Genomic DNA, 26,969 nt, shown 5'->3' with positions numbered 1-26,969 from the left:
TTAAGGCATACTATGCCCACAAGACTTGCCTGAAAGGATGCCATGCGCGACACTCTGCTCGATCTCTGCCGGCGTTATGCCGATACTCATGCCGACCATGACGGCGTTGCCGCCACCGGTGTGCCTGGCTTAACCATCGTCCGCTCCCTGCATCCGGGGGAACTGCAGGCAGCGGTTTCCAGGCCGCTTATCGCCATGCTGCTGCAGGGACGCAAACGCGTCACTACTCGCCTGGACAGTTTCGAATATGGCCCTGGAGAGACCATGGTGATCGCCGCCGACGTACCGACGGTCAGCCAGATAACCCAGGCCAGCATTAGCGCGCCTTATTATTCATTGGTAATGGAATTTGATGTTGCGATTTTGCGTGAGCTGCAGGGCGCTGCGCCAGCAGGGCCGCAGTACTCTGCCAGCGTGTGTATTGAGCCGATGGATGCAGACGTGATGGATGTCGCTTATCGGCTAGCAAGACTGTTCGAGCAACCAGCGGCTCTGAAGATCCTGGGCGAAGGATTACTGCGGGAAATGCATTACTGGCTGCTCCGCAGTGTGCATGGGACGGCTATCCGCGCCCTTGGCGCGGTGGACAGTCATACTGAGCGGGTCAGCCGGGCGGTGGCCATTCTGCGTAAAGAGTTTATGCGCTCCATCAGAGTGGAGGAGCTTGCCGACGCGGCCGGCATGAGTGTGTCGGTGTTCCACCAGCATTTCCGGGCGATCACTACGCTCTCCCCCCTGCAGTTCCAGAAGCAACTGCGCCTGATTAATGCCCGGCGGCTGATGTTGACGGACGGCGTGGGTATCGCGCAGGCAGCTTATGCTGTCGGCTATGCCAGCGTATCGCAGTTTACCCGTGAATATGCCCGCATGTTTGCGGCTCCTCCTGGGCGCGATGTCCGTATGGCAAAGGTGAGCGCCTGATCGCGGCCGCAGGCGCGATAAGCGATTCTACGCTATCTGTACCGGCTTGGCGGCTGTGGCGAATGTGTGCCTGGCGGCCAATGCGCAATCAGGCACGGTAGTGGTACCGCTGACCGTGACGCTCACCGTGACTAATGACTGTATCACCACAGTGGCCAATGACTTACGTTTCGGCAGCGCTGCCCCGATCCTTCAACCTAGTGGCGAAGATCCTGCTGCCTCAGGATACGCCGCCGGTGGGCGTCTATCAGGATAATTAAGATGCCGACAGGATTTTTCTTGGCCGCGCCAGGCCGACCCTTTTGACGGAATAAAAAAGGGGAGATAATGATTATCTCCCCCAGTTACAGCTTAACCAGCGTTAGACGGTGCGTTGATCTACAACCACCGTGGTGGGCTGGGTCCGACGACCTACCATGCCCATTACGCCCGCCAGTATGGCTTCAACAATCAGCATAACGAAGGCAAACCAGCTGGCTTTAGCCGTGGCTGCAGCCGCTTTTTCGCCTGCCTCACGGGCTTGCTGTTCTGCCTGCTGTTTCAGCTCTTCAAATTTCTGACGTGCCTGCTGGTAGCTTTTTTCTGCGTTATTAACGATTTGTTCCGCTTCCTGATCGCTTTTCCCGGTACGCGCCTTGATGATGTTCTTGAGCGCGTCACGATCGGCTGCCTGGAAAGTACTTTCATTGCGCTGGATTAAGCCGTTAATAAACCCGGCCACTTCGGTATCAGCTGCCTGAGGATTTGCCTGTGGATTGGTGGCGGCCTGGTCTGCCTGGTTCTGTGCATTATTCACTTCACCTTCGGCTTTATTCTGCAGATTTTCGGGCTGCAGTTCTGGCTTGCCGGTTTGGCGTAAAGTGGTTTCAAGCTCATTCTGCAGGTTATCCAGATTGATATTGTTTTCAGCCAACTTGTCCTTGACCATTTGTGACACCGAGGGTGCCGCAGCGCCAATGCCGTTGCCTAACGCTTGAATACCGGTACCCGCCACGCTGGCTGCGCCGCTCACAGCGCTGTTAGCGATGACGACAATAAACCAGGTACAAATCAAGGTATTGACGCCAAACATCAGCAGCCCATGCAGGGCCCCTTCGCGCTGGGCCAGACGTCCACTGGCATAGGCACCTGCTGCGATGGCAATCAACATGCTGGCCCCGGTCCAGATGGCGGCACCGGTGCCCAGATTCTCGAATGGGTTGCCTTCCTTAAGCGGGTCGATGGTGCTGGCGCCGATAGCAGTGCCTAATATTGCCAGCAATAAATAAATAACCATAGAAATTATTACGCCGGCAAATACTGCACTCCATGAAATACGTTTTAGCGGCACACCCGCTACCGGCGCAACCCATCTTTCATTATGATTGTCAGCCACGGTTGTTGTTTTTTCTATCATAATGACATCTCCATTATTGTTAGCCATTACTCTGCTTCGAAACTGAAGCCGGATTGTTTATGTAAACCCTACCTGCTAAATCTCACCCTTCTACACTTTCTTAAAACGTAATTTATGTTTAGCCACATATCAGATTAGCTAAAGTAAGGTTAGTCATACAATCGCATTTGCACCAACAAATCTTTACGTTATTTTCATCGGCATGCTGAGTTGGCCTATAAAAGAGAGATACCGTGTTAAGGATCAGTCCTTTATGTGTCTGGCACAGCAGTTTTAAAGCATTCATTAAATAGTTTCCGGTGGCCATTCCCCACTAATTCACGCTAGATGACACGCCAGGATCAAAAAGGCTGCGCAGCAGTGTGCCGATTATTCGTGCAAAAATATGTTATTAATTTTCAATGAGTATCGGAGACGATCAGATGGCGACTAGGCGCCAGAGAGGGTTGACAGGCAAAAAATAGGCATAATCTGCTAAGCACATGCTCATTTCCTTATAAATTACTACAGCAAAGTTGCCTATATTGAATTTTATAATAAAGCATGAATTAAATATGAGGTACGGCTGTATCCTATGCGCTTTGCATTGCGATCTACGGAATCCTTATTGTTTGTCGTGACCCTGGCAACGGAAAAATAACAATGGTGCCCCCTACGACACCCTTAAGCTTTATTCTGACAGGGGGCGCCTTGGCGAATTATTTCTTAAAGGGTGGTGTCTTATCGTCGAACGTATGTTGAGCACCACCGTCCTTATCAACTTCGACCTCCTGGCGACGCACGGTATCACGCACCGTTTCAACCCTCTCGGTCACTTCGCTGCGGATACCGGCCTCCTCTCGGATACGGGCGGTTTTATTTACCACCGGCATGCTGATGGTACAATGATACGTCTTTGGCTACTACGCCAGGTGTGTTACCGGATACAACACCTGCACCACCCGTGACAACACCTGCCCCGCCGGTTGCGCCAGTGACAGTTCCCGCAGCGGTTGTCCCGGTCGGGGTAGCGCCGGCAGTCGTAGTAGCGGCAGCATGCCTGTGGTTGCCATCGGCAATATCAGCGGCGGCACGTTTGTCGAATGTATCGAAGGTGGCATAATCGGTAGATTGCTGATCCAGCAGGGCTTCAATCCTGTCGGCATCATCTTTATCAACACGGACAGTCAATAAAACACCGCCGGTTTTAATGGCGCGATTATACTCAGTGGCGTAATCGTCATCGATGTCGTCGCCAAATAACCGACGCCAGAAACTAGGGTGGCGAATTTCCTTATCCTTTACCCGTAGTCTTTCACCCGATAAAATATCGATATTATCTTCTGCAATACCTTGTGCGAGAAGTTTCTTTTTCGCCACTTCTGCCGATTGCAATTGCTTAAAGGCAGCAACAAGTTTTTCATGGGCCCTATGAGAATCCTCTTCGTTTTAAGGTTTACGGTTTAAGGTGGATTACTCCTTGGTTACCTATCAGCAAGATATGATTATTACGTTTTTTATGCCTATTTCCAGATTGGACATAGGATCGAATATGAGTTAGCCACGCTGAATTATATCTACCTTCGCCTGAATTTCAGCATAATCAGTCAGCCTGTTATGCTTAATATACTGATACTGTCATTTATACATGCCCGTAGGATTAACCCGATGTCTGATGGAAAATTACCTATAGTGCTGCTACCTGGTTTTATGCTGGACGGAACCCTGTGGCGAAACCCTGTGGGATGAATTCATTTATTGCTTGTACTGATGATCACCATTTTGTTCGCGCCACGCTAACCCAGAAAATAGATAAACAACATGCAGCCCGAGCAACGATCGGCGATAACTTCCGCAGCCTGAGCCGCCAGGCTATCAAGCGATCGCTGCATCCGACCAAAGGGGAAGATCACCTGCTGGCGGCAACGGTTTCGATGAAGTTGCCGGCACCCGCGTCGAGCGTCTGCTGGTAATAGATATTAATCCTGTTTTTTACGAGAGCGAAATGCCGCCACTTTCATGCGGTTGCCGCAGGTTGACATGCTGCACCAGCGGCGGCGGTGTGATTTGGTCAAGTCATGAAAAAACAAGATGCAGTCGGGGGCTTCGCATTGCCTGACCAAATCGAATTTATCGCTTATCAACAGCTTGGCCAGCGATTCGGCAATCGGCTCGAGCAGCGACATCGGTGTGTTGCTGCGTAAACGCCTGACGATATTGAATTTCCCATTTCCGCCATTCCATTCGATTTCCCTCACCGGCCGTCCCGATTCCAGCACGCGGTTAAGCGCAGAAAGTTCCGGCCTGGCGCCATGCATAGCGGCCAACACCACCTGTTTTGCTTCGTTGCGAAACGCCTGGGCCTGGTCAAATAATCCTTCCGGCACCTGGTTAAAGTCCTGAGGTAGCTGACCTGCCTGCTTCAGCCATGCAACTACACTTGAGTCATCGGTTAAGCAATCCACCAGGCTGTCCGCCTCCTGGTGCTCAGTGTTGATGAAATCAAGCGCCACATTGTCGGCAATGAACAGCGCCTCTGCCGGAGTTTTAGTCGTTAAAGTCATGAGCAATTGTAACCCGTTAAATATTTATTGACAGGTTACATTAAAAACCTGTAACCTTCAAATAGACATTTAAACGGTTACAAAGGAAAATTATTATGACGTCCAAAAAATTAATCGCCAATGCAGGCCTGGCCGGAGCGTTAATCGCTGGCGGCATACAGATGGCCAATGCCGATGAACAGTCACGTTTGACTCAAGTCCATTTTCATTATGAGCAGGTCGGCGATGTAAAAGTGTTCTATCGTGAGGCCGGCGATCCCCAGGCTCCGACCGTTTTGTTGATGCACGGATTTGCAGCGTCCTCATTTATGTACCGTGATGTGATACCGGCACTGGCAGACCGCTATCACGTCATTGCGCCTGATCTGCCCGCATTTGGCTTTACCGAATCCCCGGCACGGGGCAACTATTCCTATACCTTCAGCCAGCTTGCCAAGACCATGGGCCAGTTCACTGAGCAGCTCAAACTCGATAAATACGCGCTGATGGTCCATGATTACGGCGCTCCGGTAGGCTGGCGTATGGCCGTTGCCCATCCAGAACGCGTAACCGCCATTATTTCTCAGAATGGCAATGCCTATGAGGAAGGCCTGGGCGCAGGTTGGGCGCCCATCCAGAAGTATTGGCGCGAACCGACCCAGGAAAATCGCGATGCGCTGCGGGATTTCCCAACGCCTGAATCGGTAAAATGGCAGTATCTTGAAGGCGTGGCTGACCAGAGCCTGGTCTCCCCAGACGGATATACGCTCGAGGGCCGCCAAGTCTCACGTCCCGGCAATGCTGATATCCAGCTGGATCTGGTGCTGGACTACGCCTCCAACGTAGCGATGTATCCAGAGTTTCAACAGTATTTCCGTCAGTACCAGCCGCCGCTGCTCGCCGTATGGGGCAAAAATGATCCGTTCTTCCTGCCGGCCGGTGCTGAAGCCTGGAAACGCGACATGCCAAAAGCGGATATCCGTTTTTACGATACCGGCCACTTTGCGCTTGAAACCCATGGCAGAGAAATCATCCCGGTCATTCGCGCGTTTCTGGACCGTAGCGTTAAATAACCTGACGCCGGCAGTCCAGCTGATGCTTCACTTTAGCCGTCCGCTATCCACCGTCACAAAACGCCCACTTAGCCAGTGGGTAAACACCCTGACCCGGGCCGAAAGCTGCCGGTTGTTCGGATACACCACCGAAATTGGCATCGGCGGCGGCGGCTGGTTGGGCAGCACCACCTTAAGCTGGCCATCGGCGATTTCACGGGCGATCCGATAGCGGGGTACCTGTACCAACCCCAATCCTGACATCGCCGCCCCGGTATATAAGTCGGCACCGGTTACCGAAATCTTTGCCTTTAGCCGCTGCTCTACCCGCTCCTCGCCAACCATAAAATCCAGGCTGGTCGGTCGCCCGGTAGAACTGGAGATGTAATCCACCGCGAAGTGATTTTCAAGACAATCCAGGCTGGTTGGTAGCCCGTATCGTTGCAGGTAGGATGGGCTTGCCACGGTGACCTGTTCCAGCAGGGCAATTTGCCGGCCAATCAATGACGAGTCCTGCAACACGCCGGCACGCAACACACAGTCCACTCCTTCTCTGACCAGATCGACAAGTCGATCGTCCTCCCCGACATGCAGGGTGATATCCGGATACTGGTTCAAAAATTCGCCCAGGCCCGGCACGATAAAATACTTGGCCAGCGTACCCTGCAGATTCACGCGCAATAATCCCTTGGGCGACGCATTTTTAAACGCACTTTCCGTTTCCTCAAGATCAGCCAATAAACGAACACAGCGGTGATAATAGGCTTCGCCTTCGTGGGTCAGACGGACTTGGCGGGTGGTGCGTTCAAGCAGTTTCACGCCGATGCGTTGCTCCAGCCGCTTGATAAGGTTAGTCGCCGTTGCCCGCGGGATCTGCAGGTCTTCACACGCCAGGGAAAAGCTGCTGCGATCGGCGATGCGCACGAAGATCTGCATTTCCTTGAATCGATCCATAGGCATGAACAGTTTGGTTAAATGGAATAAGTAGTGATTAATATAACCATTGTTGCTAAGGAGGAACAATGCACTTGGCTTTTAACGCCCATAATAACGGTATTCCGGCCATCCGCCTGCGGCCTTACAACAGACTTTGCGCCACAGGCCACACTGCACCTATTTGCCCATTGTTAGCGTAAATGGAATTGTGATGGCCATTTAGAGGTAATTATCTTCTTTGGAAACTAGTCCAGAATTCATGTTACATCTTACCGAGAAGGATTAATGCCATGACGACTTCATCTCATAAAGTAGCACTGATTACCGGCGCATCACGCGGCATCGGCGCCACCCTGGCTCGACGTTTAGCCGCTGACGGCTTTGCCGTTGCCATCAACTATTCTTCCAGCGCCCGCGATGCCGAGGCGCTGGTGGCAGAATTGACCCAGTCCGGCGCATCTGCCATCGCGGTGCAGGCCGACATTGCCAAAGCCGACCAGGTTAACGCGCTGTTCAAGGCTGTTGAGCAACAGCTGGGCAATATCGACGTATTGGTCAACAATGCCGGGATCCTGAAGCCCGTTCCCCTGGCCCAGACCAGCGATGAGCTGTATGCGCAGACCTTCGCGATTAACACCCAGGGCGTGTTCAACACCCTGCGCGAGGCGGCGACCCGGTTGAATGACGGGGGCCGGATCATTAACCTATCGAGCACCACCCTGGCGCTTAACATGCCCGGCTATGCGATTTACAACGGCACCAAAGCCGCGGTGGAAGCATTTACGCGCGTGTTTGCCAAAGAACTGCGCGGCCGCCAAATTACGGTTAATGCCGTGGCGCCCGGGCCGGTGGCCACTGAACTGTTTCTCAACGGCAAGACCGATGAGCAGATTCAGACCTTTGCCAACATGCCGCCGCTGGAGCGTCTGGGCCAGCCTGAAGACATCGCCGGCGTGGTCTCATTCCTCGCCGGCAAGGATGGCGGCTGGGTCAATGGTCAGATAGTGCGCGCTAATGGCGGTTTGGCGTAGTCCTCTGAGATCTCTTCAAGGCGGCATAGCAATTATCGGATTCAATATGTTCCCAGGCAGACATGACGGCCGCTGGAATAGCGACATGGCCAATAAAACCTTTCCCCAGCGGGCCATACCCGTCGGGGCCATCTCTCAGGCGTTCCATTTCTCCGAGCGCCATCTCGATAAAGCGTTCAATAGTCCAGTGTCCCGCCGACTGCACGCCGGTAATCATGACTTTTCCGGCAAGCATCACCAACTGCGGCACCAAAACCGGGCAGTTGATAAAGCGAGCAGCGAGCGCCTTGGTTCTCCAACTGAGTTCAAAGGTTTCACGGGTTCTTCGTTGCATCAGGGGATCTTGTGACAACAGTATTCTCTCGGCATTGAGACCCTTGCGGGTAATCAACTCCCTGGAATAATCCGCGTTCTGCCCACTGTTGGTAGAACGGTCTTCAACATACAGTCTGGACGGGCTGATAGCGAATATGTCAGTCGCAATACTGTAGAAAATGTCGGCCTCACTCTGCTGTTCAAAGACCCTCGATCTGGTTAACGGATTTTCGTTCAGTCCCTGTTTGAGCAGGTGAGTTGAGTGCCCCACCCCGCCGGTAAAAAGCACCGGAACATCAGTTTCGGCGGCCAGTTTCATCACCCCCAGGATGCCGGGAACGACCGCATGCCCGGCCAGAATGATCAACTGCGGATCCACACTCCCGGCCCCAGGCAGTTCATCAGCCGCCAGCCAACGGGCAATAGTATTAATATCTCTGATAATGCTTTCTTCGATAACCACGCGTTCACCTCTGCGGTAAGCCAAACGGCTTGCGAATAAAGACAGCCCTTAACATTGACAATACCTATTACAGTTCAATTTAGCTAATCCCCGCACTATTAACCTGCCGTTTAGATTTAGCGCATTAAGATAGCGTCAACTTCGAACTATATCTCAAATAATAATATGACAATGGTAAACACCGCCCATCCGATGTCAGCTAGAACTGCCGCATCGTTATTTTTTCATTTGATCTGCGGCACATTTGTACCTGATAAACTGTGGTTGTGCCGGCGATTCAGAACAAAATTCCTCCTTCGCTCACTGTTATTCCCAGCCACCACTTTCCGCTTTCTGCAGTCGCTGGCAAGATTACCTAGCATGGGTATTGCCCTTGATAAGCAAGGCTTGTTACCGGCGAAAATCCATCGACCTTACCTGCTGGCCGGACTGAGTGTGAGCGCACGGGCCAGGGCATTAACCGATCACTATCAGTTTACCCAGTCCTTAAAGAATCCGGCATTGCGTCAGTTACTCCAGGCCAGGGAAGAGGCCACCCTGGTCACCTTCACCGGTAAAAATGGAGAATATTTCGACATTGGTTGCTGCTCCGGTCATTTCGACAGAGAAGGTGAAGTCACGCTGGTAGTGAAATATAATGATGTAACTCTTGCAGCCTTGTCATTTTCGGTGATTCAGAAAGCGGGGTTAACTTCGGTGGTGATCGGCGGGCTGCAAGGGCCCCGTAAAGACATCAGCAACGATATTATTCGCGAAGCGACAAAAGCCAGCTTCGGTTTATTTCCAAAGAGGGTGTTGATGGAGGTGCTGTTTATTCTGGCAGGACAGTGCGATATCAAACAGATATTTGCAGTAAGTGATGATAATCATGTATTTCGCAGTTTGCGGTACCGCCACAGCAAGAAAGATCATTTATTTGCCAGCTACAGTGATTTCTGGTCATCGCTCCATGGCACACTTTCCAACGACGGTCTTTATGCGTTGCCTTTAGCTATGCCACGTAAAGAGCTGGAACAGATTGTCAGCAAGAAACGTTCAGAATATCGTCGCCGTTATGAATTACTGGACAACATGGCGGCTCAATTGCTGCAGACCGTTAACAGCAGCACGCCGGTGCAATCAGCGTAACGGACTTGACCTGACCGATTACCCGGTGCCGCCTGCGAAGCGCCCATCGTCTATCACTGCCTGCAGCGGCGGATCCGGGTTTTTAGTTGTTGCATAGGCGATACCACATCGCTACTGCGCTGCGCGCTGCCTGTAAACACCGGTTGCCCCATGAGCAGGGGACATGGTCGCACCGGTAAGCGATGCGCTTAGCCATGTCAGCGGGCGGATGAGATCTACAAAGCTGCACCCCGGACGCTTTGTGCTGGATCGTTAAATTTTTATGTTATAACATAACAAAAAATTTAAGCAGAAATGTCCCCCAATGAAATCATCTTTTTCAATTGCAGCAGTGGCTATTGCGGCCAGCCTGTCCTCGAACGTCTTGGCTGCAGCCGAGGAAACGCTGCTGGTGACCGGTAGTGAAGCACGTCATTCCCCTGCCGTCTCTGACGCCGCCTTACTGGCCGCCGGCACCGGTTCCCGTCTGGGACTCAGCGATAAAGAAATCCCTCGCCATACCGAAACCATTAGTCAGAACAACATTATCACCATGGGCAAACGCACACTGACCGAGGTGGTCGAAAGCGCGCCGGGAATGTCGGGCGCGACGTCGCCAACCTTGTCCAATAGCGTTTCCCTGCGCGGATTTACGCCTGTTTCCTGGCTTTACGATGGCGTGACGGTGCCGGGCAGCACCCTTCAAGGCGGCGATCCTGTTCATTATCAGAGCATCGATGTGCTGTATGGCACCGGCTCGGTTATCAATGGCCTGAGTTCAGCCGGCGGCAGCATTAATCTTATCCCCCGCCAAGCGTCCTTTGGTCCGCACCCCATCGAGCTGGACTATGGCTGGTCAAGCTTTGCCAGTCACCGGGTTCACGTCGGCACCGGAGGGACGCTGGTGGATAAGCTGGCCGCCGGCCGCCTTGACGTCAGTGCCTCCAGCACCGGCAGTCAGGTCGAGGGCGAGCGGCAACGCCCCCAGCGCATGACGGGTTCTCTGCTGCTGACGCCGACCGACAACACAATGCTGACTTTCAACATTGACCGTATGATGAGTGATACCCATAACCCGTATTTTGGTACCCCGCTGATTGATGGCAAGACTAAAAAGCGTTTGCGGCACACTAATTTCAATAACCTGGAAGATGCCTGGATCCGCAGCCAGGCCACCTCTATACAGGCCACGCAGTCATGGTTCGCCTCGTCTGAACTGACTTTTGAAAATAAATTGTATTATTACAGTGGCTTTCGCGAATGGCATAATGCGGAACGCTATTACCCCGCCGCCTCGCGCCCAGGCTATATCACCCGGGATTCTTTCGGTGATATCGCCCATGACGATAAGCTAACGGGAAACCGCACGACGGTCACCCTGGATAAACCTGTCGGTGGGCTGGATAACCGCGTGATAGCCGGCATGGATTTGAGCCAGCGCGAGTTTGCATATTACTCCAACGGCTTTGCCGGTGAAGATAGCGTGCCGGTTATCAACTCGCCGAAAACCCCATTCAGCAGCGGCAACGCGCCGCGCCGCGCCCTTACCCGCCAGGTGACGCAGAACCAGTACGCCCTGTTTGTCGAAGACAAGCTGAATATGACTGACGCCATTGCCGTACTGGCCCAGGCCCGCTATTCCAATCTGGAGATGAAATGGAATTTCCGCCAGCAAAATCAGGCTGACTATCGTAGCTATGACTTCATTACGCTGGCGGTGGGTCCGACCTGGGATATCACCGATGACATCACGGTCTATGCCAACTACGCGACCGGTAAAGAGCCCGGAAACGATATTTTCTTTATCAGCCCGGCTCAGACCTCCCTGCCGCTGACCAACGTGCAGCAATATGAGGCCGGTGTAAAAGGCACCTTCTGGCACCAGCGCGGCGAAGTAAAACTGGCGGTGTATGATTTGCAGAAAAAGAATCTTTATCAGCAAGATGCGCTACAGACTGATATCTGGAATGCCGTAGGCAAACAGACCTCCAGAGGGGTAGAGCTGAGTGGGTCAATCCAGCCCTGGGATAGCCTGACCCTGGCGGGCAATGCCGCGTATACCCATGCCCGCTTTGATGCGTATCAACAAGGGGGGCAGGATCTTGCCGGTAATACGCCCCGCTATGTTCCACAATGGACCGCCAATCTGTCAGCCCGCTATAGGGCAACGCAGCAGTTAGGCCTGGGCGCGCAACTGCACTATGTGGGCAGCAGCTACAACAACGATACCAACAGCGACAGAATGGCGGGCTACACCACGATAGACCTGAGCGCGGACTATGAAGTGCTGCCGGGCATGACTCTGGGTACCCGCGTGCGTAACCTGACGGACCGCTTCTATAGCTGGCAGCGTACTTATGCCACTCAGGAACTGATCGCGCCAGGCCGAACGTATGAAGCGTTTGTCAACATACGCATCTGATGATCCGTGCGCTGGCTTTATCTACCGTTATGCTGGCGGCCAGCGCTGCCAGCCTTGCCAGTCCGCTGACGCTTGCCAACTGTGGCCAGCAATGGCGGTTTGAGCATGTGCCCGAGCGGGCAATCGTGTATTCCCATTCCGCGCTGGAGAATATGTTAGCCCTGGGGCTGGCTAGCTCCATTATCAGCGTTGTCGGCTACAGCAAACAGCAGGACAGTACGCCTGCTCCATGGATGGATACAGCCAGTCTGAAGGCACGCTTTGACCGCTCACCCTGGTCGGGAGAGGCGGTGCTGGCCGCGCGGCCGGATTTCATCTATTCCGGTAGCTTTTATTGGTTCAACAGCCCCGAAACACCAAGCCGCCAGCGTCTTCAGCGCTGGGGGATAGCAACCTGGCTGAGCGAAAGCCTCTGTGATGGGCTGCAAACCGACTCAAAAAATTCCCTCACTTTTGCCGACATTTTTGCAGAAGTTCGCACTATAGGCCGAATTTACCACGTCCAATCCCGGGCGGAACAGGTGATCCGCGCACTGCGCCAGCAGATAGATGGGCAAATAGCACAGGCCCGTGAATTCCCCCGCCGGCGCCTCGTCTGGTGGTATACCGGCACTGATACCCCCTATGTTGCCGGCGGCCATGGCGCACCGTCTCTATTGACCCAGGCCATCGGCAGCGAAAATGTGTTTGCCGATAGCCCGGCACTGTGGCCGACGATGTCCTGGGAGGTCATCGCCGAGCGTGATCCCGATATCATTGTCATCGGCGATCTGCACCGCGGCGGGCCTGGCGACAGCGCGGCGGACAAAATCGCTTTTCTCGAACGCCATCCGTTAACGGCTGGCATGACTGCGGTGAAGAACCGTCGCTACATCATTTTATCCGGCTATGACATGGACCCTTCGGTCCGATCCATTCCCGCCCTGAAGCGGCTTGTGGAGCAGATGCAATCCATCATTAACAAGGAAGACTGAAATGACTTTTCCAGCCCGTGATTTACTGAACAACTGGGACACCCAGCAAAGTGCCTACATCGCACATCGTGAGGCGCGCTTTGAAGCGGTGCTTGATGTGCTGGCTTTAACCCTGGGCGATGAATTTCATGTGGTGGACCTGGGCTGCGGTCCGGGATCGTTCAGCATGCGCTTACTGAACCGTTTCTCCCAAGCGCGCGTGACCGCCATCGACCTCGATCCGCTATTGCTGGAACTTGCCCGGCACGCGCTGGCGGAACACCACGATCGCATTGACTTTATGCGCGGCGATATTGCGTCTGCCGACTGTTTTTGTGCCCTAAAGGACCGACCGCAAGCCGTGGTTTCCAGTACGGCCATCCACTGGCTGATGCCGGAGCAGCAGACCACCCTGTATCGCCATATCGCCGAATTACTGGCAGAGGGCGGTATTTTCTTGAATGCGGATCATCAGCGTTTTGATGGCCGCAATCCTCGTCAGAAAACACTGGCTGAAAACCATGACCTATATACCCAGGAGCTAGCATGGAAAGGTGGCGCGCAAGATTGGGACAGCTGGTTTGACGATGCGCTGCAATACCCAGCGCTGCAGCAATGGCGAGTCGAGCGAGAACAGCTATTCAGCCAACGGCCGACGCCACTGCCGACGACCGTTGATTTCCAGCTTGCGTTATTACAGCAGGCCGGCTTTGCCGAAACCGGCACTGTTTGGCAGTTTCTTGATGACTATGTGGTTGCCGGCTGGAAGTGAATGAGCGGACAAACGCTGAAATCACTGACCTGCCGCCTTTTCCTGCTGACGCTGGGTCTTGGTCTGGCCGTCTGTTTGGCCATTATGCATGGGCCAGTCAACTTCTCGGTAAAGGAGGTGATGAAAGCTTTGCTGGCGGGATACTGGCACGGCGATACGTCCGGCACCTTACATCAGCGGATTGTCTGGTCTTTACGGCTACCCAGAACCCTGCTCGCCGCGTTGGCCGGCGCGGCGCTGGCGCTCGCCGGTACGGTTTTGCAGTCATTGACCCGCAACGCCCTGGCCGATCCCTGGGTACTGGGGATCTCTTCCGGCGCAGGCACCGGCGCGGTGGTGGTTATCACTGCCGGCTGGAGCATCGGCTGGGCGACCGTTCCCGCCGGCGCTTTCAGCGGGGCAATGCTGGCGTTCGCAGGGGTACTGGTACTGGCGCGCCATTCCCTTTCAAGCCAGTCCAGCCACTTGGTATTAACCGGCGTGGCGGTAACGCAGCTGCTGTCGGCTCTGACTTCGCTTATCACGTTATGGAAAACGGATGCGGATACCACCCGGGGCATCATGTTCTGGCTGCTGGGTTCGTTTGCCCAGGCGGACTGGCTCCAGGTCGGCCTTTGCGCCCTGGTATTCGCGCCGGTGTTTTCGATGTTTTACTGGCGGGCGATTGAACTGGACGTGCTCTCTTTTGGCAGTGTTACCGCCCAGTCGCTGGGAGTGGATGTCGGGCAAACCAAGCTGTTGATGTTCTGCCTGACGACCTTGCTGACAGCGGTTGTCGTTGCCTGCTGCGGGGCCATCGGTTTCATTGGTTTGACCGTCCCCCATATAGCACGCATGTTTGTCGGCCGCCGTCATAGAGGCCTGCTTCCGGCTGCCGCGCTGTGCGGGGCTATCTTCACGGTTATGGCGGATACGCTGGCGCGTACCCTCTTCGCCCCGCGGGAATTGCCGGTCGGCATCTTGACCGCCATCCTGGGTGTGCCGGTATTCCTTTATCTGATAGCCCGTAACCCATGCAGATAACGAAAACAGTGACCTTGCTGTTGACCCTTTAAAAAGGCGCCGGTGTTTCTTGATGATAAAAACAACAGTTGGCCTTGGTAACGATTGTAATAACGATCACAGTTTCATGCACTTAATGCTATAAAATCATCATCTATATTATTAAAACGATGTTTCAATAATGAGGCTGGATGATGAACAATACCGCCAAGGGGTTTCTGGCACTGATGCTATCCGCAGCCAGTGCCACACACGCGTCGACAGTCCCCCAGCAGGGGATTGTGGAAGGCAACCTGCCGGCCAATTATGTACAGCGAAAAGCGCAGATGACCTATCCGGATTCCTGGCTATCGGGACATTATGCTGATTTCTCGCAGTGGCGGTTGCATGCCCGACAGCTTATACGCAACGCCTTGCTGACGCCGGACTCGCACAACGCCTTCGCGCCTGAGACGCTTAACCAAGAGGATCGCGGCAGCTACACTGCCCACAAAATAGCGCTGAATATCACCGATGATAACCGGATTAACGCCTTGATGCTGACGCCGAAATCGCCAGGCCCACATCCGGCCATGGTTTTGCTGCATGACCACGGTTCAAAGTTTGATATCGGCAAAGAAAAAATGATCCGCCCCTGGGGCAACCAAGACCAACTTGCCAGTGCGCAGGCATGGGCCGATAAATTCTTCAGTGGTCGTTTTATTGGCGATGAACTTGCCCAGCGTGGCTACGTGGTTATTGCTATCGATAGTCAGGGCTGGGGCGATCGCGGTCCGATGATCTATGAGCAGCAACAGGCGCTGGCGAGCAATTATTTCAATCTGGGGCGCTCGCTGGCCGGTGAAGTCGCGTATGAGGATAAACGAACGGTAGACTTTCTCGCCACCTTAAACCAGGTCGATCAGCAACGCATTGGCGTGCTGGGCTTTTCAATGGGGGGATTTCGTGCCTGGCAACTGGCGGCACTGTCAGAGAAGGTTGCCGCCACCGCCGTTATCTCCTGGTTTGGTACTTATCAAGGGCTGATGCAGCCGGGTAACAATGTGCTGCGGGGTCAATCGGCTTTTTATATGCTCCACCCCGGCCTGCCTGCACAGCTGGATATCCCGGATATCGCCAGTATTGCCGCGCCAAAGCCGATGCTCATTTTCAGTGGCGGCCAGGATAAGCTGTTTCCTGCCCAGGCCGTGGATCAGGCGTTTGCCAAAGTCCATCAGGTCTGGCGCTCGCAAAACGCCGCTGATAAGTTAGTCACTAAACGTTGGCCCCAACTGGGCCACGTTTTTTACCGCGAACAACAGGATGAGGCCTTCAGCTGGCTGGATAAATGGCTCATGCCATCAAGGCCATAATGCACTTGGCATATTGGCCGCGCTCCCGTTAGGCATTCATTAGAGATACGACCTAGCGCAAGCGGCCGACATCGCCGGCATGAGCCGCTCTACTTTTCATCACCATTTGAACGCTATCACGACGCTGAGTCCGATTGAGTTCCGCACTCAGTTACGCATGCAGGACGCGCGCCGGCTGATGGTAAGTGAGGCAATGAACGCCGCCAATGCCGGCTTTACCGTCGGCTATGAAAGCCTTTCCAGTTTAGCCGTGACGATGCGCACCTTCGGCATGCCGCCTGCCAGACATGCCAGACATGCCAGACACGCCAGACACGCCAGACACGCCAGACACGCCAGACACGCCAGACACGCCAGACACGCCAGTCTGATACGGCAGTGAGGAAAAATGGGGTGAAACGTACCGTACGCGCCTCTTCAGCCCTTTTTGTTCGAGCGCCGCATCAATATGGCTGCGGGTTGCGCCACGATAAGAGACCAGCAGATGCTGATGGGCGACATAGTCCTCAAGCGCCAAGGGGGCGGTCAGCATCAATTGCCGTGGATCCCACAGCGTGCTGAACGGCATCCGGACAACATTCTGGCGCACCACGCCCGCCAGGGCTTGATCGTTGACCGATATCGCCAAATCCACCTTATCCAGCTGCATCTGCTCACCATCCTGGAACGGATCGCTGGCGATAACCTGCAGATCAACGCCCGGCGCTTCACGGGCAAGCGTCGAATAAAACCCCGGCATCAACCAGCTTTCGACCCATTAGCTCATCCCCAGCCGGAATTGGCGCGTATCCTGGGCGGGGGAAAATGCGGCAGGCTGAAACAGGATCTGCTGCATATGTTCCATCATCGGCAGCAATTCTCTGACCAGGGACTCAGCCCGGGGCGTGGGCACCAGGCTTTTGGACGATCGCACAAACAGCGGATCGTTGAACATCACCCGCAACCGGGCTAACGCACCGCTTAACGCGGGCTGTCCCAAATGAAGGTACAAATGCCCGACCCTCGCGTTGCAATCCATTTTGACGTCAATCAGCAGCAAGCGGTTAACACCCGTCAGCAGGTGTTGGCCGATACCGCCAGGCAAGGAGTCTGGGTGGCAGCGGCGCATATTGCTTTCCCGGGGCTGGGACACGTCCAGCGTGACGGCCAGGGCTACCGCTGGGTGGCGGCGAACGACTCTACCCAACTGGCCCGGTAAACTCGATGGCACCCCGCAAATCGGCGTGGTATTTTCAGACCCGTACGAAGGTTCATATACCTTAACGCCGGTAGCGGATCAGCATGGTGGTGTCGCTGTCAATGACCCTTATGATGAGCCTTATCAATACGGGAATATAACGGGAGACAACGGCCCCAAATTCAAAGTATATCCAGGCTCCGCCAAAGAAATTGTATTTAATGATATAGACTGAATCAACGGATAAATTGGTTCTCTCTGGAGAAGAAGCTTAAGGTTGCTTCTCTCTGAGAGCCAAATGTAAAAATCAACGCTTGAGAACAGCGACAATGGCTGACTTCAGGCCGCACCGATTAAAAATGCCTGAGATGTTAAGAATTCATATACCCCGCCCCTCCTATGATGGAGAACACTCTTATATATTCTCTGGAAATATATAACAACCACGCATAACGGTTAAAAACCCACTCAGGAGGAACAATGCCTATTTATTCCGAGAGTCATCACAATAGGGCAATAGGGTCGCATTACCATTATTCAGTGAACCTCAAGAAGAAATCATCAATCAATAAAAACCACACTATTGAAAATAACGACCTATTGCGGGAAGGAAAAAACATACAGGGACTTATCCTTGCCAAAAATAGTCAATTTCCAGTTTGGCCAGATCACCGCATAACTGACAAGCAAATAAAGCTGCTTATGTGGTTTAATGTGACATTATTGATTACGTCAATTAAGCCCCCTAGCAGATTCATCGGTCCAGCGGAATTGCCGATGGCCGCGCATCGTTCAGATGCTTTACAGGATAAATTTCATTCGCTGGGTGTTGGGGAAGCCATTGCAAGCCAATCGGCGGTAAACCATTTCACCCTACCAGGAACGCACATTCGAGTGAAACGAGCCACCGCCTGCACCTGCGAAGCCCCGGAAAAATCAAAACCTAAAAAGCGGGCCAAAGCCCAGCGGGCTGAGGAAAAGCGCGTAAGAGCTCGGGAAAAGACCACCGCGCGGGCCGCGATAAGGGCCGCAGTCAGGGCGGAGTCAGCCGGCAGTACAGTCAATCTCGTCGGCAGCGCTGCAGGTACTGCCACAGGGACGGCCGGTAAGATATTGATCACCGGAGGCTCGATTGGCATTGGCCTCGGTGCGGGCCTGGGCGCCGGGATTGCGACCAGCAACCGCGACACTGTCGCTGCGCCTGCGGGTGAGGTCAGCCAGGGCCATCCGGCACAGCGACCACGAATACCGGCGGAAAAAGAAAAAAACCGGGCGGCGGCTATCAGCGGTAACACAAAAAATGAAGGACGACTTATACAATCTGAAATAAACCGCATGGATGCGTTTTATCGACAAAATACCCCTCAGTCAGTTGATGAAAATGCCAACGTTCAATCTGTTGATATCAGTCATATACCTCGACTCACGAAATTTGTACATCCGATGAACTTCTATCGCTGGCTGTTCAAGCATGAAAAGACGGACCAATTCATGGCGATAAAACAATCGATTATTAACCATTATAGGACCGATAATGTCTATATCCATAGGCTCGGTGATTCTGAAGAGAATATCCCCATCCAATTCAGTTATCTTAAAAACAGCATTGGTACGTTAAAGACAGAAATAAATAAAGCACAAAACCTGTTGAATCAAGCACTGCATAAATTTCAACATACCACGATCAGAAACGATCTTGATATTTTACAATACCCGCCAAACAATAGCATAAAGAAATACTTTAGGGGAGCCTTAGGCACCAATAATGAAAGCATCCTTTATGAAGCCATGGTAAGGTTTGAGTATTATCTTTTACAGCTCAATGAATTTTTCCATCATCATAAAGATAATATCCTTTTTGCTACATCTAAACGCGAAGGAGTTGAATATATCCACAACCCTGAGTGCCCAACCGGATTTGTCATGCCCCTGGATTCTGGTAATAGAATCGTCATCATGGCTGATATTTTTGCCAATGATATGGTGCTGAATAATAGATTAGACCTCACGACGCTTCATGAGGCCACTCATATTCAGGCCGGTTCAAGGGATTTTATTTACTCACCGAATACACGATCAGTAGGCGACGCCAGCGAAATATTAGAAGTATTCAATGAAGCCATTTATGCTCACGGCTATGAGGCAATATCATGCGATGAGCTATTTTTACAAAGTTACGAAAATTTTCTGGATATAAGCATCAGCAGCGAACAATTCATTGAATTAATCAAGAGCGATATCATGCTGCAAAAAAATATCATGATGGATAATGCCGACAGTATCGCGCAGTACATCGCCGATATAGCGCAATCCCGCGCTTACGACCATGATTATCACCGTCGGCGCAGAAATGGAAAACAGTTTGAGAAGGCCAACAGCCCCTATTTACAGCGTAGCATTTTCAAGCTGTTGATAAAGCATAGCGGCCTGGCCTGAGCATTTGATTGTCATGCAGAAATCTTGTCGCTGAACGGTGCTGATATCCTATCTAGCGCCGTTCCTCCCTACTCACATGTTTAACGCGCCCAGCGGCGCCGACCAATGGCTTCTTCAAAAGCTTGATAACCTTCAGCTGCTAGCCAAGAGCGGAAAGAGATGATCTGCGGATTAATTTGACGCATCAGACGAAGGTCGACGTGATCCGAAAGAGGCCCGGCTTCCAGGCTCTCCGCCATATGGGCAAGCTCAGGACTGGCGGCGAGAAACTCATCGGTATAGCGCTGATACTTGATCGGATGCCCGGCAGCTTCGCTAAACAGGGTTTCCAACTCACGCCCGGTGACGGTATCGCTGGCAATTTTCAGCGTTTTACCGGCATAACGTTTTTTATCTGCAAAGACAGAGGCAACAAACTTACCAATGTCATCGACAGCGATAAGCTGCATTGCCTGGTTTGGTCTCAGGAAAAAGCGATATTGGCCTTCCTCTAAACCATATCCTGGCCTTACCAGCATCTCCATAAATATCATCGGTCTGATGATCGTAGAGTTGACTGACAACTGACGGATATACGCTTCAATCTGGGGTTTTGCGTCAAACCGGGCTATGCCGGTAGGCTTATCGCCGACGCTGGCGCCTGAAGAATAAACCAGATGTTCAATCCGATTAGCTGCAGCCAGGCAGGCAATCATCTTACCCAGCCGGACCTCTTCTGCCTGGGGCAATGATCCCGGTAGCATACTAAAAACACCATATGCTCCCTGCATGGCCTGACCGACCACCTCAGTATCGGCGAAAGAGCCGGTTATCAGGTCGACGCCCTGCTCAGTGAGGACAGCCGATGCCGCCGAGCGGGGATTGCGGACCAGTGCACGAATGCACCAGCCAGCCTTAAGCAATTCCCTTACCACTGCTCCGCCTTGATGGCCGGTGGCGCCCAAAACGAAAATAGTCCGCTGAATGTCGTTCATTGCTGTACCTCGCATTCTATTCGATGTGGTCCTAATATTACTCTGTGTGAATAATGCTAGTAAGACGGCACATTTTTTAACGTAGGGCACACCAATGATACCTTTGAACAAAGCGGTAACTGAAAACGCAGGCGAAGCATTGGAAAATGATTCATCCTTCAGGCCATTACCATCCAATGGCATTTGCACCCGCCTTGGCGATAAATGGACAGTTCAGATACTGTGGCAACTCTCTATCGTCAGTGGCCGCCGGCTGCGTTTTTCGGCGCTTAACAGACATATTGACGGGATAACCCAACGAATGCTGACCATGACGCTAAGGAACCTTGAACGGGATGGTCTGGTCGTTCGTCATTATTATCCAGAGATTCCTCCACGGGTGGAATATGAACTGACCGAACTGGGCAGCGGCATCTTAGTTGCCTTGGAAAACCTCAATCTATGGCTAAGAACAAATATGCATTATATCGATGAGTGCCGACGGGCTTACGATAAGGCGGCAGTCTGATGTTGGGGATATATTGCCTATGGGTGGCCGCAGGCGTGCCATAACAAGTGGAATTGGCTCAGCCCCATCGCAGGATATTCTGCTGCAACCGATGGTATACGCGGCTCCGACGGTCAGCGGTGTGCTCGGGTAACCGGGTATTCCTGATATTACGGGTTGCCTTTGGACTGATCTGACGTTGAGGGCCAAGTCGACAAGGCCTGCAGGATTACGCCTTTCAGGGCATCCCTGCTGGATCCGGCCCTGGCCTGAATCGCCATGCCCTGCAGCACCGCGCAGATGAAGGCGGCCAGCGCAGCGCAGTCGGCGGTTGCCGGCAGATCACCTTCCTGCTTCGCTCGTTCCAAACGTTGGCGCAGCAACGTTTCGCCGCTGGCTCGAGCATCGATAAGGGCACGACGAACCGGCTGGGCATCGTCTGAACCGGCCAATGCGCCAAGTATGCCAAGACAACCGGTTCTGTCTGGGTAACGGGTGTGCAGCTCAGCCGCTCGGTAAAGGATATGCGAGACCACCTCCAGTGAGGTCGGCAGTTCAAGCGCCAGCGGGAAAAAATCAAGATAGTGCGTACGATAGCGCTCCAGCGCCAGACGGAACAGCGACTCCTTATTGCCGAAGGCCGAATAAAGCGCCGGGCGTTCGACACCGGTCGCCTGCGTCAGGTCGGTATAAGAAGCGCCTTCATAGCCCTTGCGCCAGAATACGCAAAGGGCCGCCTCCAATGCCTGCTCCAGGTCGAATTCACGCTGACGTCCCATTACACTGCCTCAGATAAATTCATTGGAACCCATATTAATCAGCTTGACAGCCGCTGTCCAATTTCATAACGTTCATTATCGTAATGACCATTACGATATAAGAATCTGCCTTGCAATCCATGCATCAGGGCATCACACAGGGGTTTTTTAATGCAAAAATCATTGACGGGTAAAGTCGCTCTCATCACCGGCGGGTCGCGTGGACTTGGCGCAGCAATTGCGGAAGATCTGGCTGAAAAAGGGGCAGACGTAGCGATAAGCTATCTGTCTTCGGCCGATAAAGCAGCAGCGGTGGTCGAGAAATTGAAAGCCAAGGGCGTGCGTGCGCTAGCCATTCAAAGCGACCAGGCTGACATGGCCGCCGCTGGACCATTAATTGATGCGGTAATTGCTCACTTCGGCAAACTGGATATCCTGGTGAACAACGCTGCTATCGCCGTGCAGGGTAAGCCGGTAGGAGATCCTGAACTGGACACCGATGGTCTGGATCGCCAGTGGCGCATCAATGTGCTCGGCACCGTCGCCACAACGCGCGCTGCGGCGCTGAAACTGATCGATGGCGGACGTATTGTGTTTATTGGCTCAGGGCTTGGCAGCCGAGTGGCCTTCCCCGGGGTAGCTGACTATGCCGGCACCAAGGCAGCAGTCCTTGGCTATGCAAAAGGCGTAGGCCGCGATCTGGGGCCACGTAATATCACGGTGAACGTGGTGCAGCCTGGCATCATGCCGACCGATATGGCTGCCGGCGTTGCCGACCACTTGCCGGACGCCATGATGGATCTGCATGCCATTCGTCGCGTTGCAACGGTTGAAGAAGTGGCTGCAGCAGTCGGCTTTCTGGCCGGGCCGGATGCCAGCTACATCACCGGTGGCGTGCTTGATGTCAGCGGCGGCTACCAGATTTAACCGCTATCTGCCTGCTGGCATAGCCCTGGCCTGGGCGGATGTTGCGCCGCAGGCCATAAAACGGCCTACTGTCTTCCGCTAATCGATATGCGCGGAAAAAAGCCCGGACATCGTCGGCAAATAGCTCTGGCTCTTCCATTGATGGGAAATGGCCGCCGCGCGGCATGTTGCTCCAGCGACAGATATGATAATGCTTTTCAGCAAAGCTGCGTGGCGGCGGGAGAATATCGGCCGGGAAACACGCCACGCCCACCGGCACAGTGGACTTTTGCAACGGCGGCAGGGAAGACAGGTTTTCACGGTAAATATGGGCTGAAGTCCCGATAGACTCCGTTAACCAGTACAGCGTGATATTGGTCAATACTTCATCGGGAGTGAAACTGTTGAACAGGTCACCGCCACAGTCGCTCCATGAGCGGTATTTTTCGGCTATCCATGCCGCCAGTCCTGCCGGCGAGTCATTTAGTCCATAAGCCAGTGTCCAGGGTTTTGTTGACTGGATGGACATATAACCCCCTTCCTCGCGGACCCATCTGGCGGCCGATTGACGATATGCCTGTTCTTCCTCGGTAAGGGTTTCCGGTTGGGGATGAGTCATCAGATCACGGATGATGCCCACATCGGTAAGATGTATCGCGGTAAGATGATCCGGATACAGAGCGGCCAGATAGCGGGTCACGCTTGAACCAATATCCCCGCCTGCGGCACAAAAGGATTGATAGCCCAACCGGTCGGTCATTAGCTTGAACCACAGTTTTGCTACCCGGGCGTTATTAAGGCCCGCTGGGTGGGGGCATGACGAGAAACCAAATCCCGGAATCGAAGGTATAATGACATCAAACGCATCTTCTGGTGAACCGCCGAATCGAGCCGGATCGGTCAGGTAAGGAATAACTTTCTGATATCGCGTAAATGAGTCTGGCCATCCATGGGTAAGAATAAGCGGAACAGGCGTCGGGCCCTTTCCTCGCTGGTAGATGAAATGGATATGATATCCGTCAATTTCGCTGCGATAATGAGAGAACCGATTGAGTTCTGCTTCCTGCTCACGCCAGTTGAAGTCGTTCCGCCAGCTATCCATCAGTGACTTCAGAAAGTGGCTCGGTACTCCCTTCTGCCAGTCCTCATCGGCAGCCAGTGTAGGCCAGCGGATGTGTTCAAGCCTGCGGCTGAGATCATCAAGCGGTGATTGGGGAATATCAATCGTAAATTGCTCTATGGTCATTATATCCTTCCCGGCTGGTGTTTCAGAATACCCTGCCAAAGCGTTGACGCACTATAAGAAGCAGAAAATTGCTGCGACGCCTGCGACTCCTGTAGCTCCTGCAATAAGTTTATAAAAATTGGGCTTTTTTAACAAAGCCATCTACAGTCTCGGCGCGCTGGCTGCCTTTTTTGACAAAGAAGCTGAACTGCCCTGATAAGCCATTACTTCGTGGCAATCCATGCATGAATCAATAGAGCCTGAAAAAAGTGATAGGGTTGATTAAAGCCGGCCTTAACCATCAATAGCTCGGTTTCTGCCGGGGGTAATATCCGCAGCTTCTGATTGAACTGAGCTCTTATTTCCTCAGGATCGTGCGTAGTCTGGCTGGCCACTTCATGCATCGCCGTCCAACTGAGCAGCTGCTGCTTAAAATCATCTGCCGCCATATCTGCCGCAATCTCGGCAATGACCAGCTTTCCGCCCTGTTTCAGCCTTGCAGCCATCTGCCGGTAAATCTCCTGACGCGCCGGCTCGACAATAAAATGCGTCACCAGCATGCAGATTACCGCGTGATAATTCTCACCAGCGGGTACGTCATCGATAACGCCATTGATCAACGTACAGCGAGCACTGATACCCGCCTGCCGTAATTTTTCACCACAGACCCTGAGCATATCTGGCGACGGATCGACCCCGGTAAAATGCCAGCCCGGATGAGCTTCGGCCAGGTTGAGCATCTCTTTACCAGTACCCGCTCCTATACAAAGCACGTTTGCATCGTCAGGCAGAACAGCCAGTAACAGCCCGGTGAGCGAATACAGGTTATCGCCAAAAACAGCCAAACGGCTGTTATAGGCATCATAGCGACGAGAAAAATCATCATTGAAAATACCGTTAGTGCCGTTCACGTTTGGCTGCCTTATCTGCTGGGTCATCGACGTCATGGGAGTCATGCGAGTCATAGAGCTCATGGAAGTCATGGAACTCATGAGCTCCATGTGCGTGATGGGGATGATGAGTAGAAAAATGCTGATGAAAATCAATGGATAACTGAGCGAGGGTAACGTCCCCCAGCCGGGCTATCAGTAGCGCCTCAGCCTCCTGACTGGCTTTATTGATTGCACGATTGACGGCTTGCTCAACCAGGCAAGCGGGGGCATCAGTACGGTTCGAGAGTGAAATTAAAGAGGTTTCGCCGACCGCACGCCAGATGTCCAGTAATGTCAGCTCGGCGAAATTGCAGGTCAGTCGCCACCCTCCGCCATGCCCCTTCTCTGAGCTGACAAAACCCCGTTCGCGCAGGCCCGCCATCAATCGACGAATGACGACCGGGTGGGTAGCCATGACCTCGCTCAGCTTCTCTGAAGTCACCGGGGCGTGGTATTCGGCCATATGGAGCAATACGTGCAATATGCCTGATAATTTACTGTCTCTTTTCATGTAACTTACAGTATCACATGAAATGTATTAGTCGATTTTTTTTTGCTGATCGCCAGAGTGCAGCCGACTATGCTCCGCGTTAAACAACAGTAAAACCCGGATCGATATTCGCCGCCGGCGCAATCGCCAGATTCGGTAATCCGAGCCAGGCCGCCATCAGGCGCAGCTCCTCATATAGCCTGTCCAACGTTGATGCCGGCGCGTCGGGCTCAATATGCGCCCGCTGGACCCGCAGCGTGGCTGCCTGGCGATCTGCCTTTAGATCGACACGGGCGACAAGCCGGCCATCCAGCAGGAAGGGCAGCACATAATAGCCATGCTGGCGTTTGTGAGCAGGGGTGTAAATCTCCAGGCGGTAACGGAAACCGAACAGCCTTTCGGTGCGCGGACGATGCCAGATAAGCGGATCAAAGGGTGATATCAGTGCTGCGCCCTCCATTTTGCGGCCGGCACGCGCATCCTGATGCAGATAAGCCGGTTGGCGCCAACCGCGCACCCGTACCGGGCAAAGGGTGCCTTCTTCCACCAACTGCGCTATCGGCAATCTCACGTCTTGCGCCCCGAGGCGATAGTAGTCGCGCAGATCATCCGCGGTGGCGATGCCCAACGCCCTGCCCGCCCTGGCAAGCAGCGCTCTCCGGGCGTCTGCGCCGCTGGGGGTGGGAAGGTTAAGGAGGGTGCCGGGCAATACCCGTTCGGGCAGATCATAGACCCGCTCAAAGCTGCTGCGCCGGTGCGTCGTCGCGATAAGGCCGGCCCAGAACAGCCATTCGAGGGCGTGTTTGGCCTCGCTCCATACCCACATCCCCTTCGAGGCACTGCTGCCCGCTACATCGGAGGCGGCCAACGGCCCTTCGGTCCTGATACGGTCAAGCAAGGCATCAGCTTCAGCCCGGCGCTCGCGGGCAAAGGGTTTTAGCTGCGTCCAGATGTCCTGTCCGTCGAGCGCCCGCGCCATGCGCCAGCGCAGCAGAGGTTGGCAGTCAATCGGCAGCAGCGAGGCTTCATGTCCCCAGTATTCAAATAGCCGTTTCGGCCTGGCTGCGATAACAGCATCCAGCAGAGTACGCTCATAGGCGCCTAGCCTGGAAAAAAGCGGCAGATAATGGGCACGGACCAGGACATTGACGCTGTCGATCTGTAGCAGGCCGAGCCGATCAATTGAGCGCTTAAGCTGCGCCGCACTCATCGCACCCTGGCGGCGAAAGCCGTTAAAGCCCTGCGCGGTAAGCGCGAAGCGCCTGGCCTCTGACACCGAGATCTCCGCCTTCATCGATGCTCTCCCGCAACTGTGGCGATAATGGTCCGCCGGTTAACCC

The 26,969-nt window shown here is 53.6% G+C and carries 28 protein-coding genes and 2 pseudogenes; 16 read left to right on the top strand and 14 right to left on the bottom strand.

Annotated features, from left to right (window positions below; translation table 11 throughout):
- Positions 1 to 42: 42 nt before the first annotated feature.
- Both EDC52_RS11060 and EDC52_RS11055 read left to right on the top strand, forming a co-directional pair.
- A complete protein-coding gene (locus EDC52_RS11060) occupies positions 43 to 921 on the top strand; it encodes an AraC family transcriptional regulator (protein WP_131865381.1) in 879 nt (292 codons plus the stop codon).
- Between the two features lie 55 nt (positions 922 to 976).
- Positions 977 to 1,177: a Csu type fimbrial protein gene (locus tag EDC52_RS11055; RefSeq protein WP_131865380.1), complete on the top strand. Its 201-nt coding sequence runs from the start codon at positions 977 to 979 to the stop codon at positions 1,175 to 1,177.
- 105 nt (positions 1,178 to 1,282) lie between these two features.
- Here EDC52_RS11055 and EDC52_RS11050 read toward each other — a convergent pair whose 3' ends face one another.
- The 3 genes from EDC52_RS11050 to EDC52_RS11040 all read right to left on the bottom strand — a co-directional run bounded on the left by EDC52_RS11050 (position 1,283) and on the right by EDC52_RS11040 (position 3,691).
- Positions 1,283 to 2,317 (bottom strand): hypothetical protein, encoded by a 1,035-nt coding sequence (locus EDC52_RS11050; protein ID WP_131865379.1) that lies wholly within the window; start codon positions 2,315 to 2,317, stop codon positions 1,283 to 1,285.
- Between the two features lie 698 nt (positions 2,318 to 3,015).
- Entirely contained in the window at positions 3,016 to 3,189 is a 174-nt protein-coding gene (locus EDC52_RS11045) for a DUF2382 domain-containing protein (RefSeq protein WP_131865378.1), read from the bottom strand.
- Entirely contained in the window at positions 3,173 to 3,691 is a 519-nt protein-coding gene (locus EDC52_RS11040; protein ID WP_131865377.1) for a hypothetical protein, read from the bottom strand. Before EDC52_RS11040 ends, EDC52_RS11045 begins: the two co-directional genes overlap by 17 nt.
- Positions 3,692 to 4,041: 350 nt before the next feature.
- Here EDC52_RS11040 and EDC52_RS11035 point away from each other — a divergent pair, with 350 nt between their 5' ends.
- Complete coding sequence (locus tag EDC52_RS11035) at positions 4,042 to 4,269, top strand: hypothetical protein (RefSeq protein ID WP_131865376.1); 228 nt, start codon at positions 4,042 to 4,044, stop codon at positions 4,267 to 4,269.
- A gap of 6 nt (positions 4,270 to 4,275) precedes the next feature.
- Here EDC52_RS11035 and EDC52_RS11030 read toward each other — a convergent pair whose 3' ends face one another.
- Complete coding sequence (locus tag EDC52_RS11030; protein ID WP_131865375.1) at positions 4,276 to 4,860, bottom strand: CGNR zinc finger domain-containing protein; 585 nt, start codon at positions 4,858 to 4,860, stop codon at positions 4,276 to 4,278.
- Between the two features lie 161 nt (positions 4,861 to 5,021).
- Between EDC52_RS11030 and EDC52_RS11025 the strand changes: the two genes are divergently transcribed.
- Positions 5,022 to 5,912: an alpha/beta fold hydrolase gene (locus EDC52_RS11025; protein ID WP_230468025.1), complete on the top strand. Its 891-nt coding sequence runs from the start codon at positions 5,022 to 5,024 to the stop codon at positions 5,910 to 5,912.
- 27 nt (positions 5,913 to 5,939) lie between these two features.
- On the opposite strand, the gene EDC52_RS11020 is transcribed toward EDC52_RS11025, so the two are convergent.
- Positions 5,940 to 6,845 (bottom strand): LysR family transcriptional regulator, encoded by a 906-nt coding sequence (locus EDC52_RS11020; RefSeq protein ID WP_131865373.1) that lies wholly within the window; start codon positions 6,843 to 6,845, stop codon positions 5,940 to 5,942.
- 272 nt (positions 6,846 to 7,117) lie between these two features.
- On the opposite strand from EDC52_RS11020, the gene EDC52_RS11015 reads away from it, so the two are divergent.
- Positions 7,118 to 7,858, top strand: coding sequence for an SDR family oxidoreductase (locus EDC52_RS11015; RefSeq protein ID WP_131865372.1), 741 nt, complete (start codon positions 7,118 to 7,120; stop codon positions 7,856 to 7,858).
- Here the strand turns inward: EDC52_RS11015 and EDC52_RS11010 are convergent.
- Positions 7,839 to 8,636, bottom strand: a complete 798-nt coding sequence (locus EDC52_RS11010) for a YdcF family protein (protein ID WP_131865371.1) — start codon at positions 8,634 to 8,636, stop codon at positions 7,839 to 7,841. The genes EDC52_RS11015 and EDC52_RS11010 overlap by 20 nt on opposite strands.
- 165 nt (positions 8,637 to 8,801) lie before the next feature.
- Here EDC52_RS11010 and EDC52_RS11005 point away from each other — a divergent pair, with 165 nt between their 5' ends.
- The 7 genes and pseudogenes from EDC52_RS11005 to EDC52_RS20430 form a co-directional block, all read left to right on the top strand.
- Positions 8,802 to 9,764, top strand: coding sequence for a VirK/YbjX family protein (locus EDC52_RS11005; RefSeq protein WP_131865370.1), 963 nt, complete (start codon positions 8,802 to 8,804; stop codon positions 9,762 to 9,764).
- Positions 9,765 to 10,068: 304 nt separating this feature from the next.
- Positions 10,069 to 12,165, top strand: a complete 2,097-nt coding sequence (locus tag EDC52_RS11000; protein WP_131865369.1) for a TonB-dependent siderophore receptor — start codon at positions 10,069 to 10,071, stop codon at positions 12,163 to 12,165.
- On the top strand, positions 12,165 to 13,139 hold the full coding sequence (locus EDC52_RS10995; protein ID WP_131865368.1) for an ABC transporter substrate-binding protein: 975 nt from the start codon (positions 12,165 to 12,167) through the stop codon (positions 13,137 to 13,139). The genes EDC52_RS11000 and EDC52_RS10995 overlap by 1 nt, the downstream gene beginning before the upstream one ends.
- A gap of 1 nt (position 13,140) precedes the next feature.
- A complete protein-coding gene (locus EDC52_RS10990) occupies positions 13,141 to 13,890 on the top strand; it encodes a class I SAM-dependent methyltransferase (protein ID WP_131865367.1) in 750 nt (249 codons plus the stop codon).
- Positions 13,891 to 14,913 carry a FecCD family ABC transporter permease gene (locus tag EDC52_RS10985; protein WP_131865366.1) on the top strand — a complete coding sequence of 341 codons (1,023 nt, stop codon included), beginning with the start codon at positions 13,891 to 13,893 and terminating at the stop codon, positions 14,911 to 14,913.
- A gap of 206 nt (positions 14,914 to 15,119) precedes the next feature.
- Positions 15,120 to 16,244 (top strand): dienelactone hydrolase family protein, encoded by a 1,125-nt coding sequence (locus EDC52_RS10980; protein ID WP_230468024.1) that lies wholly within the window; start codon positions 15,120 to 15,122, stop codon positions 16,242 to 16,244.
- Positions 16,245 to 16,323: 79 nt separating this feature from the next.
- Positions 16,324 to 16,473: pseudogene (locus tag EDC52_RS20430) on the top strand (helix-turn-helix domain-containing protein); the annotation flags it as partial.
- Positions 16,474 to 16,488: 15 nt separating this feature from the next.
- Here the strand turns inward: EDC52_RS20430 and EDC52_RS20345 are convergent.
- A complete protein-coding gene (locus tag EDC52_RS20345) occupies positions 16,489 to 16,983 on the bottom strand; it encodes a LysR substrate-binding domain-containing protein (protein ID WP_329955556.1) in 495 nt (164 codons plus the stop codon).
- Between the two features lie 18 nt (positions 16,984 to 17,001).
- On the bottom strand, positions 17,002 to 17,262 hold the full coding sequence (locus tag EDC52_RS20340) for a LysR family transcriptional regulator (RefSeq protein ID WP_329955555.1): 261 nt from the start codon (positions 17,260 to 17,262) through the stop codon (positions 17,002 to 17,004).
- Here EDC52_RS20340 and EDC52_RS10965 point away from each other — a divergent pair.
- Together EDC52_RS10965 and EDC52_RS10960 are read left to right on the top strand one after the other, a co-directional pair.
- A pseudogene (locus EDC52_RS10965) lies at positions 17,230 to 17,442 on the top strand (MBL fold metallo-hydrolase); the annotation flags it as partial. The gene EDC52_RS20340 and the pseudogene EDC52_RS10965 overlap by 33 nt on opposite strands.
- Before the next feature lie 459 nt (positions 17,443 to 17,901).
- Positions 17,902 to 19,857 carry a hypothetical protein gene (locus tag EDC52_RS10960; RefSeq protein WP_131865364.1) on the top strand — a complete coding sequence of 652 codons (1,956 nt, stop codon included), beginning with the start codon at positions 17,902 to 17,904 and terminating at the stop codon, positions 19,855 to 19,857.
- A gap of 80 nt (positions 19,858 to 19,937) precedes the next feature.
- Here the strand turns inward: EDC52_RS10960 and EDC52_RS10955 are convergent, their stop codons facing one another.
- The gene (locus EDC52_RS10955; RefSeq protein ID WP_131865363.1) at positions 19,938 to 20,831 is read right to left on the bottom strand and encodes an NmrA/HSCARG family protein; all 894 of its coding nucleotides are present in this window, start codon (positions 20,829 to 20,831) and stop codon (positions 19,938 to 19,940) included.
- Between the two features lie 94 nt (positions 20,832 to 20,925).
- On the opposite strand from EDC52_RS10955, the gene EDC52_RS20260 reads away from it, so the two are divergent.
- Positions 20,926 to 21,339 (top strand): winged helix-turn-helix transcriptional regulator, encoded by a 414-nt coding sequence (locus EDC52_RS20260; protein ID WP_131865362.1) that lies wholly within the window; start codon positions 20,926 to 20,928, stop codon positions 21,337 to 21,339.
- Between the two features lie 149 nt (positions 21,340 to 21,488).
- Here the strand turns inward: EDC52_RS20260 and EDC52_RS10945 are convergent, their stop codons facing one another.
- On the bottom strand, positions 21,489 to 22,097 hold the full coding sequence (locus EDC52_RS10945) for a TetR/AcrR family transcriptional regulator (RefSeq protein WP_131865361.1): 609 nt from the start codon (positions 22,095 to 22,097) through the stop codon (positions 21,489 to 21,491).
- Between the two features lie 150 nt (positions 22,098 to 22,247).
- Between EDC52_RS10945 and EDC52_RS10940 the strand changes: the two genes are divergently transcribed.
- A complete protein-coding gene (locus EDC52_RS10940; protein WP_131865360.1) occupies positions 22,248 to 23,003 on the top strand; it encodes an SDR family NAD(P)-dependent oxidoreductase in 756 nt (251 codons plus the stop codon).
- On the opposite strand, the gene EDC52_RS10935 is transcribed toward EDC52_RS10940, so the two are convergent.
- The 4 genes from EDC52_RS10935 to EDC52_RS10920 form a co-directional block, all read right to left on the bottom strand.
- Entirely contained in the window at positions 22,981 to 24,228 is a 1,248-nt protein-coding gene (locus EDC52_RS10935; protein WP_131865359.1) for an epoxide hydrolase family protein, read from the bottom strand. The genes EDC52_RS10940 and EDC52_RS10935 overlap by 23 nt on opposite strands.
- A gap of 203 nt (positions 24,229 to 24,431) precedes the next feature.
- The gene (locus tag EDC52_RS10930) at positions 24,432 to 25,172 is read right to left on the bottom strand and encodes a class I SAM-dependent methyltransferase (RefSeq protein ID WP_230468015.1); all 741 of its coding nucleotides are present in this window, start codon (positions 25,170 to 25,172) and stop codon (positions 24,432 to 24,434) included.
- Positions 25,105 to 25,650 (bottom strand): Rrf2 family transcriptional regulator, encoded by a 546-nt coding sequence (locus EDC52_RS10925; RefSeq protein WP_131865358.1) that lies wholly within the window; start codon positions 25,648 to 25,650, stop codon positions 25,105 to 25,107. Before EDC52_RS10925 ends, EDC52_RS10930 begins: the two co-directional genes overlap by 68 nt.
- Before the next feature lie 79 nt (positions 25,651 to 25,729).
- On the bottom strand, positions 25,730 to 26,923 hold the full coding sequence (locus EDC52_RS10920) for a winged helix-turn-helix domain-containing protein (RefSeq protein ID WP_131865357.1): 1,194 nt from the start codon (positions 26,921 to 26,923) through the stop codon (positions 25,730 to 25,732).
- Positions 26,924 to 26,969: the final 46 nt, after the last annotated feature.

Source organism: Biostraticola tofi, assembly GCF_004343195.1.
GTDB lineage: Bacteria > Pseudomonadota > Gammaproteobacteria > Enterobacterales > Enterobacteriaceae > Biostraticola > Biostraticola tofi.
Note: the sequence above shows the minus strand (reverse complement) of the source record. Positions and strands in the feature narration are given on the sequence as shown.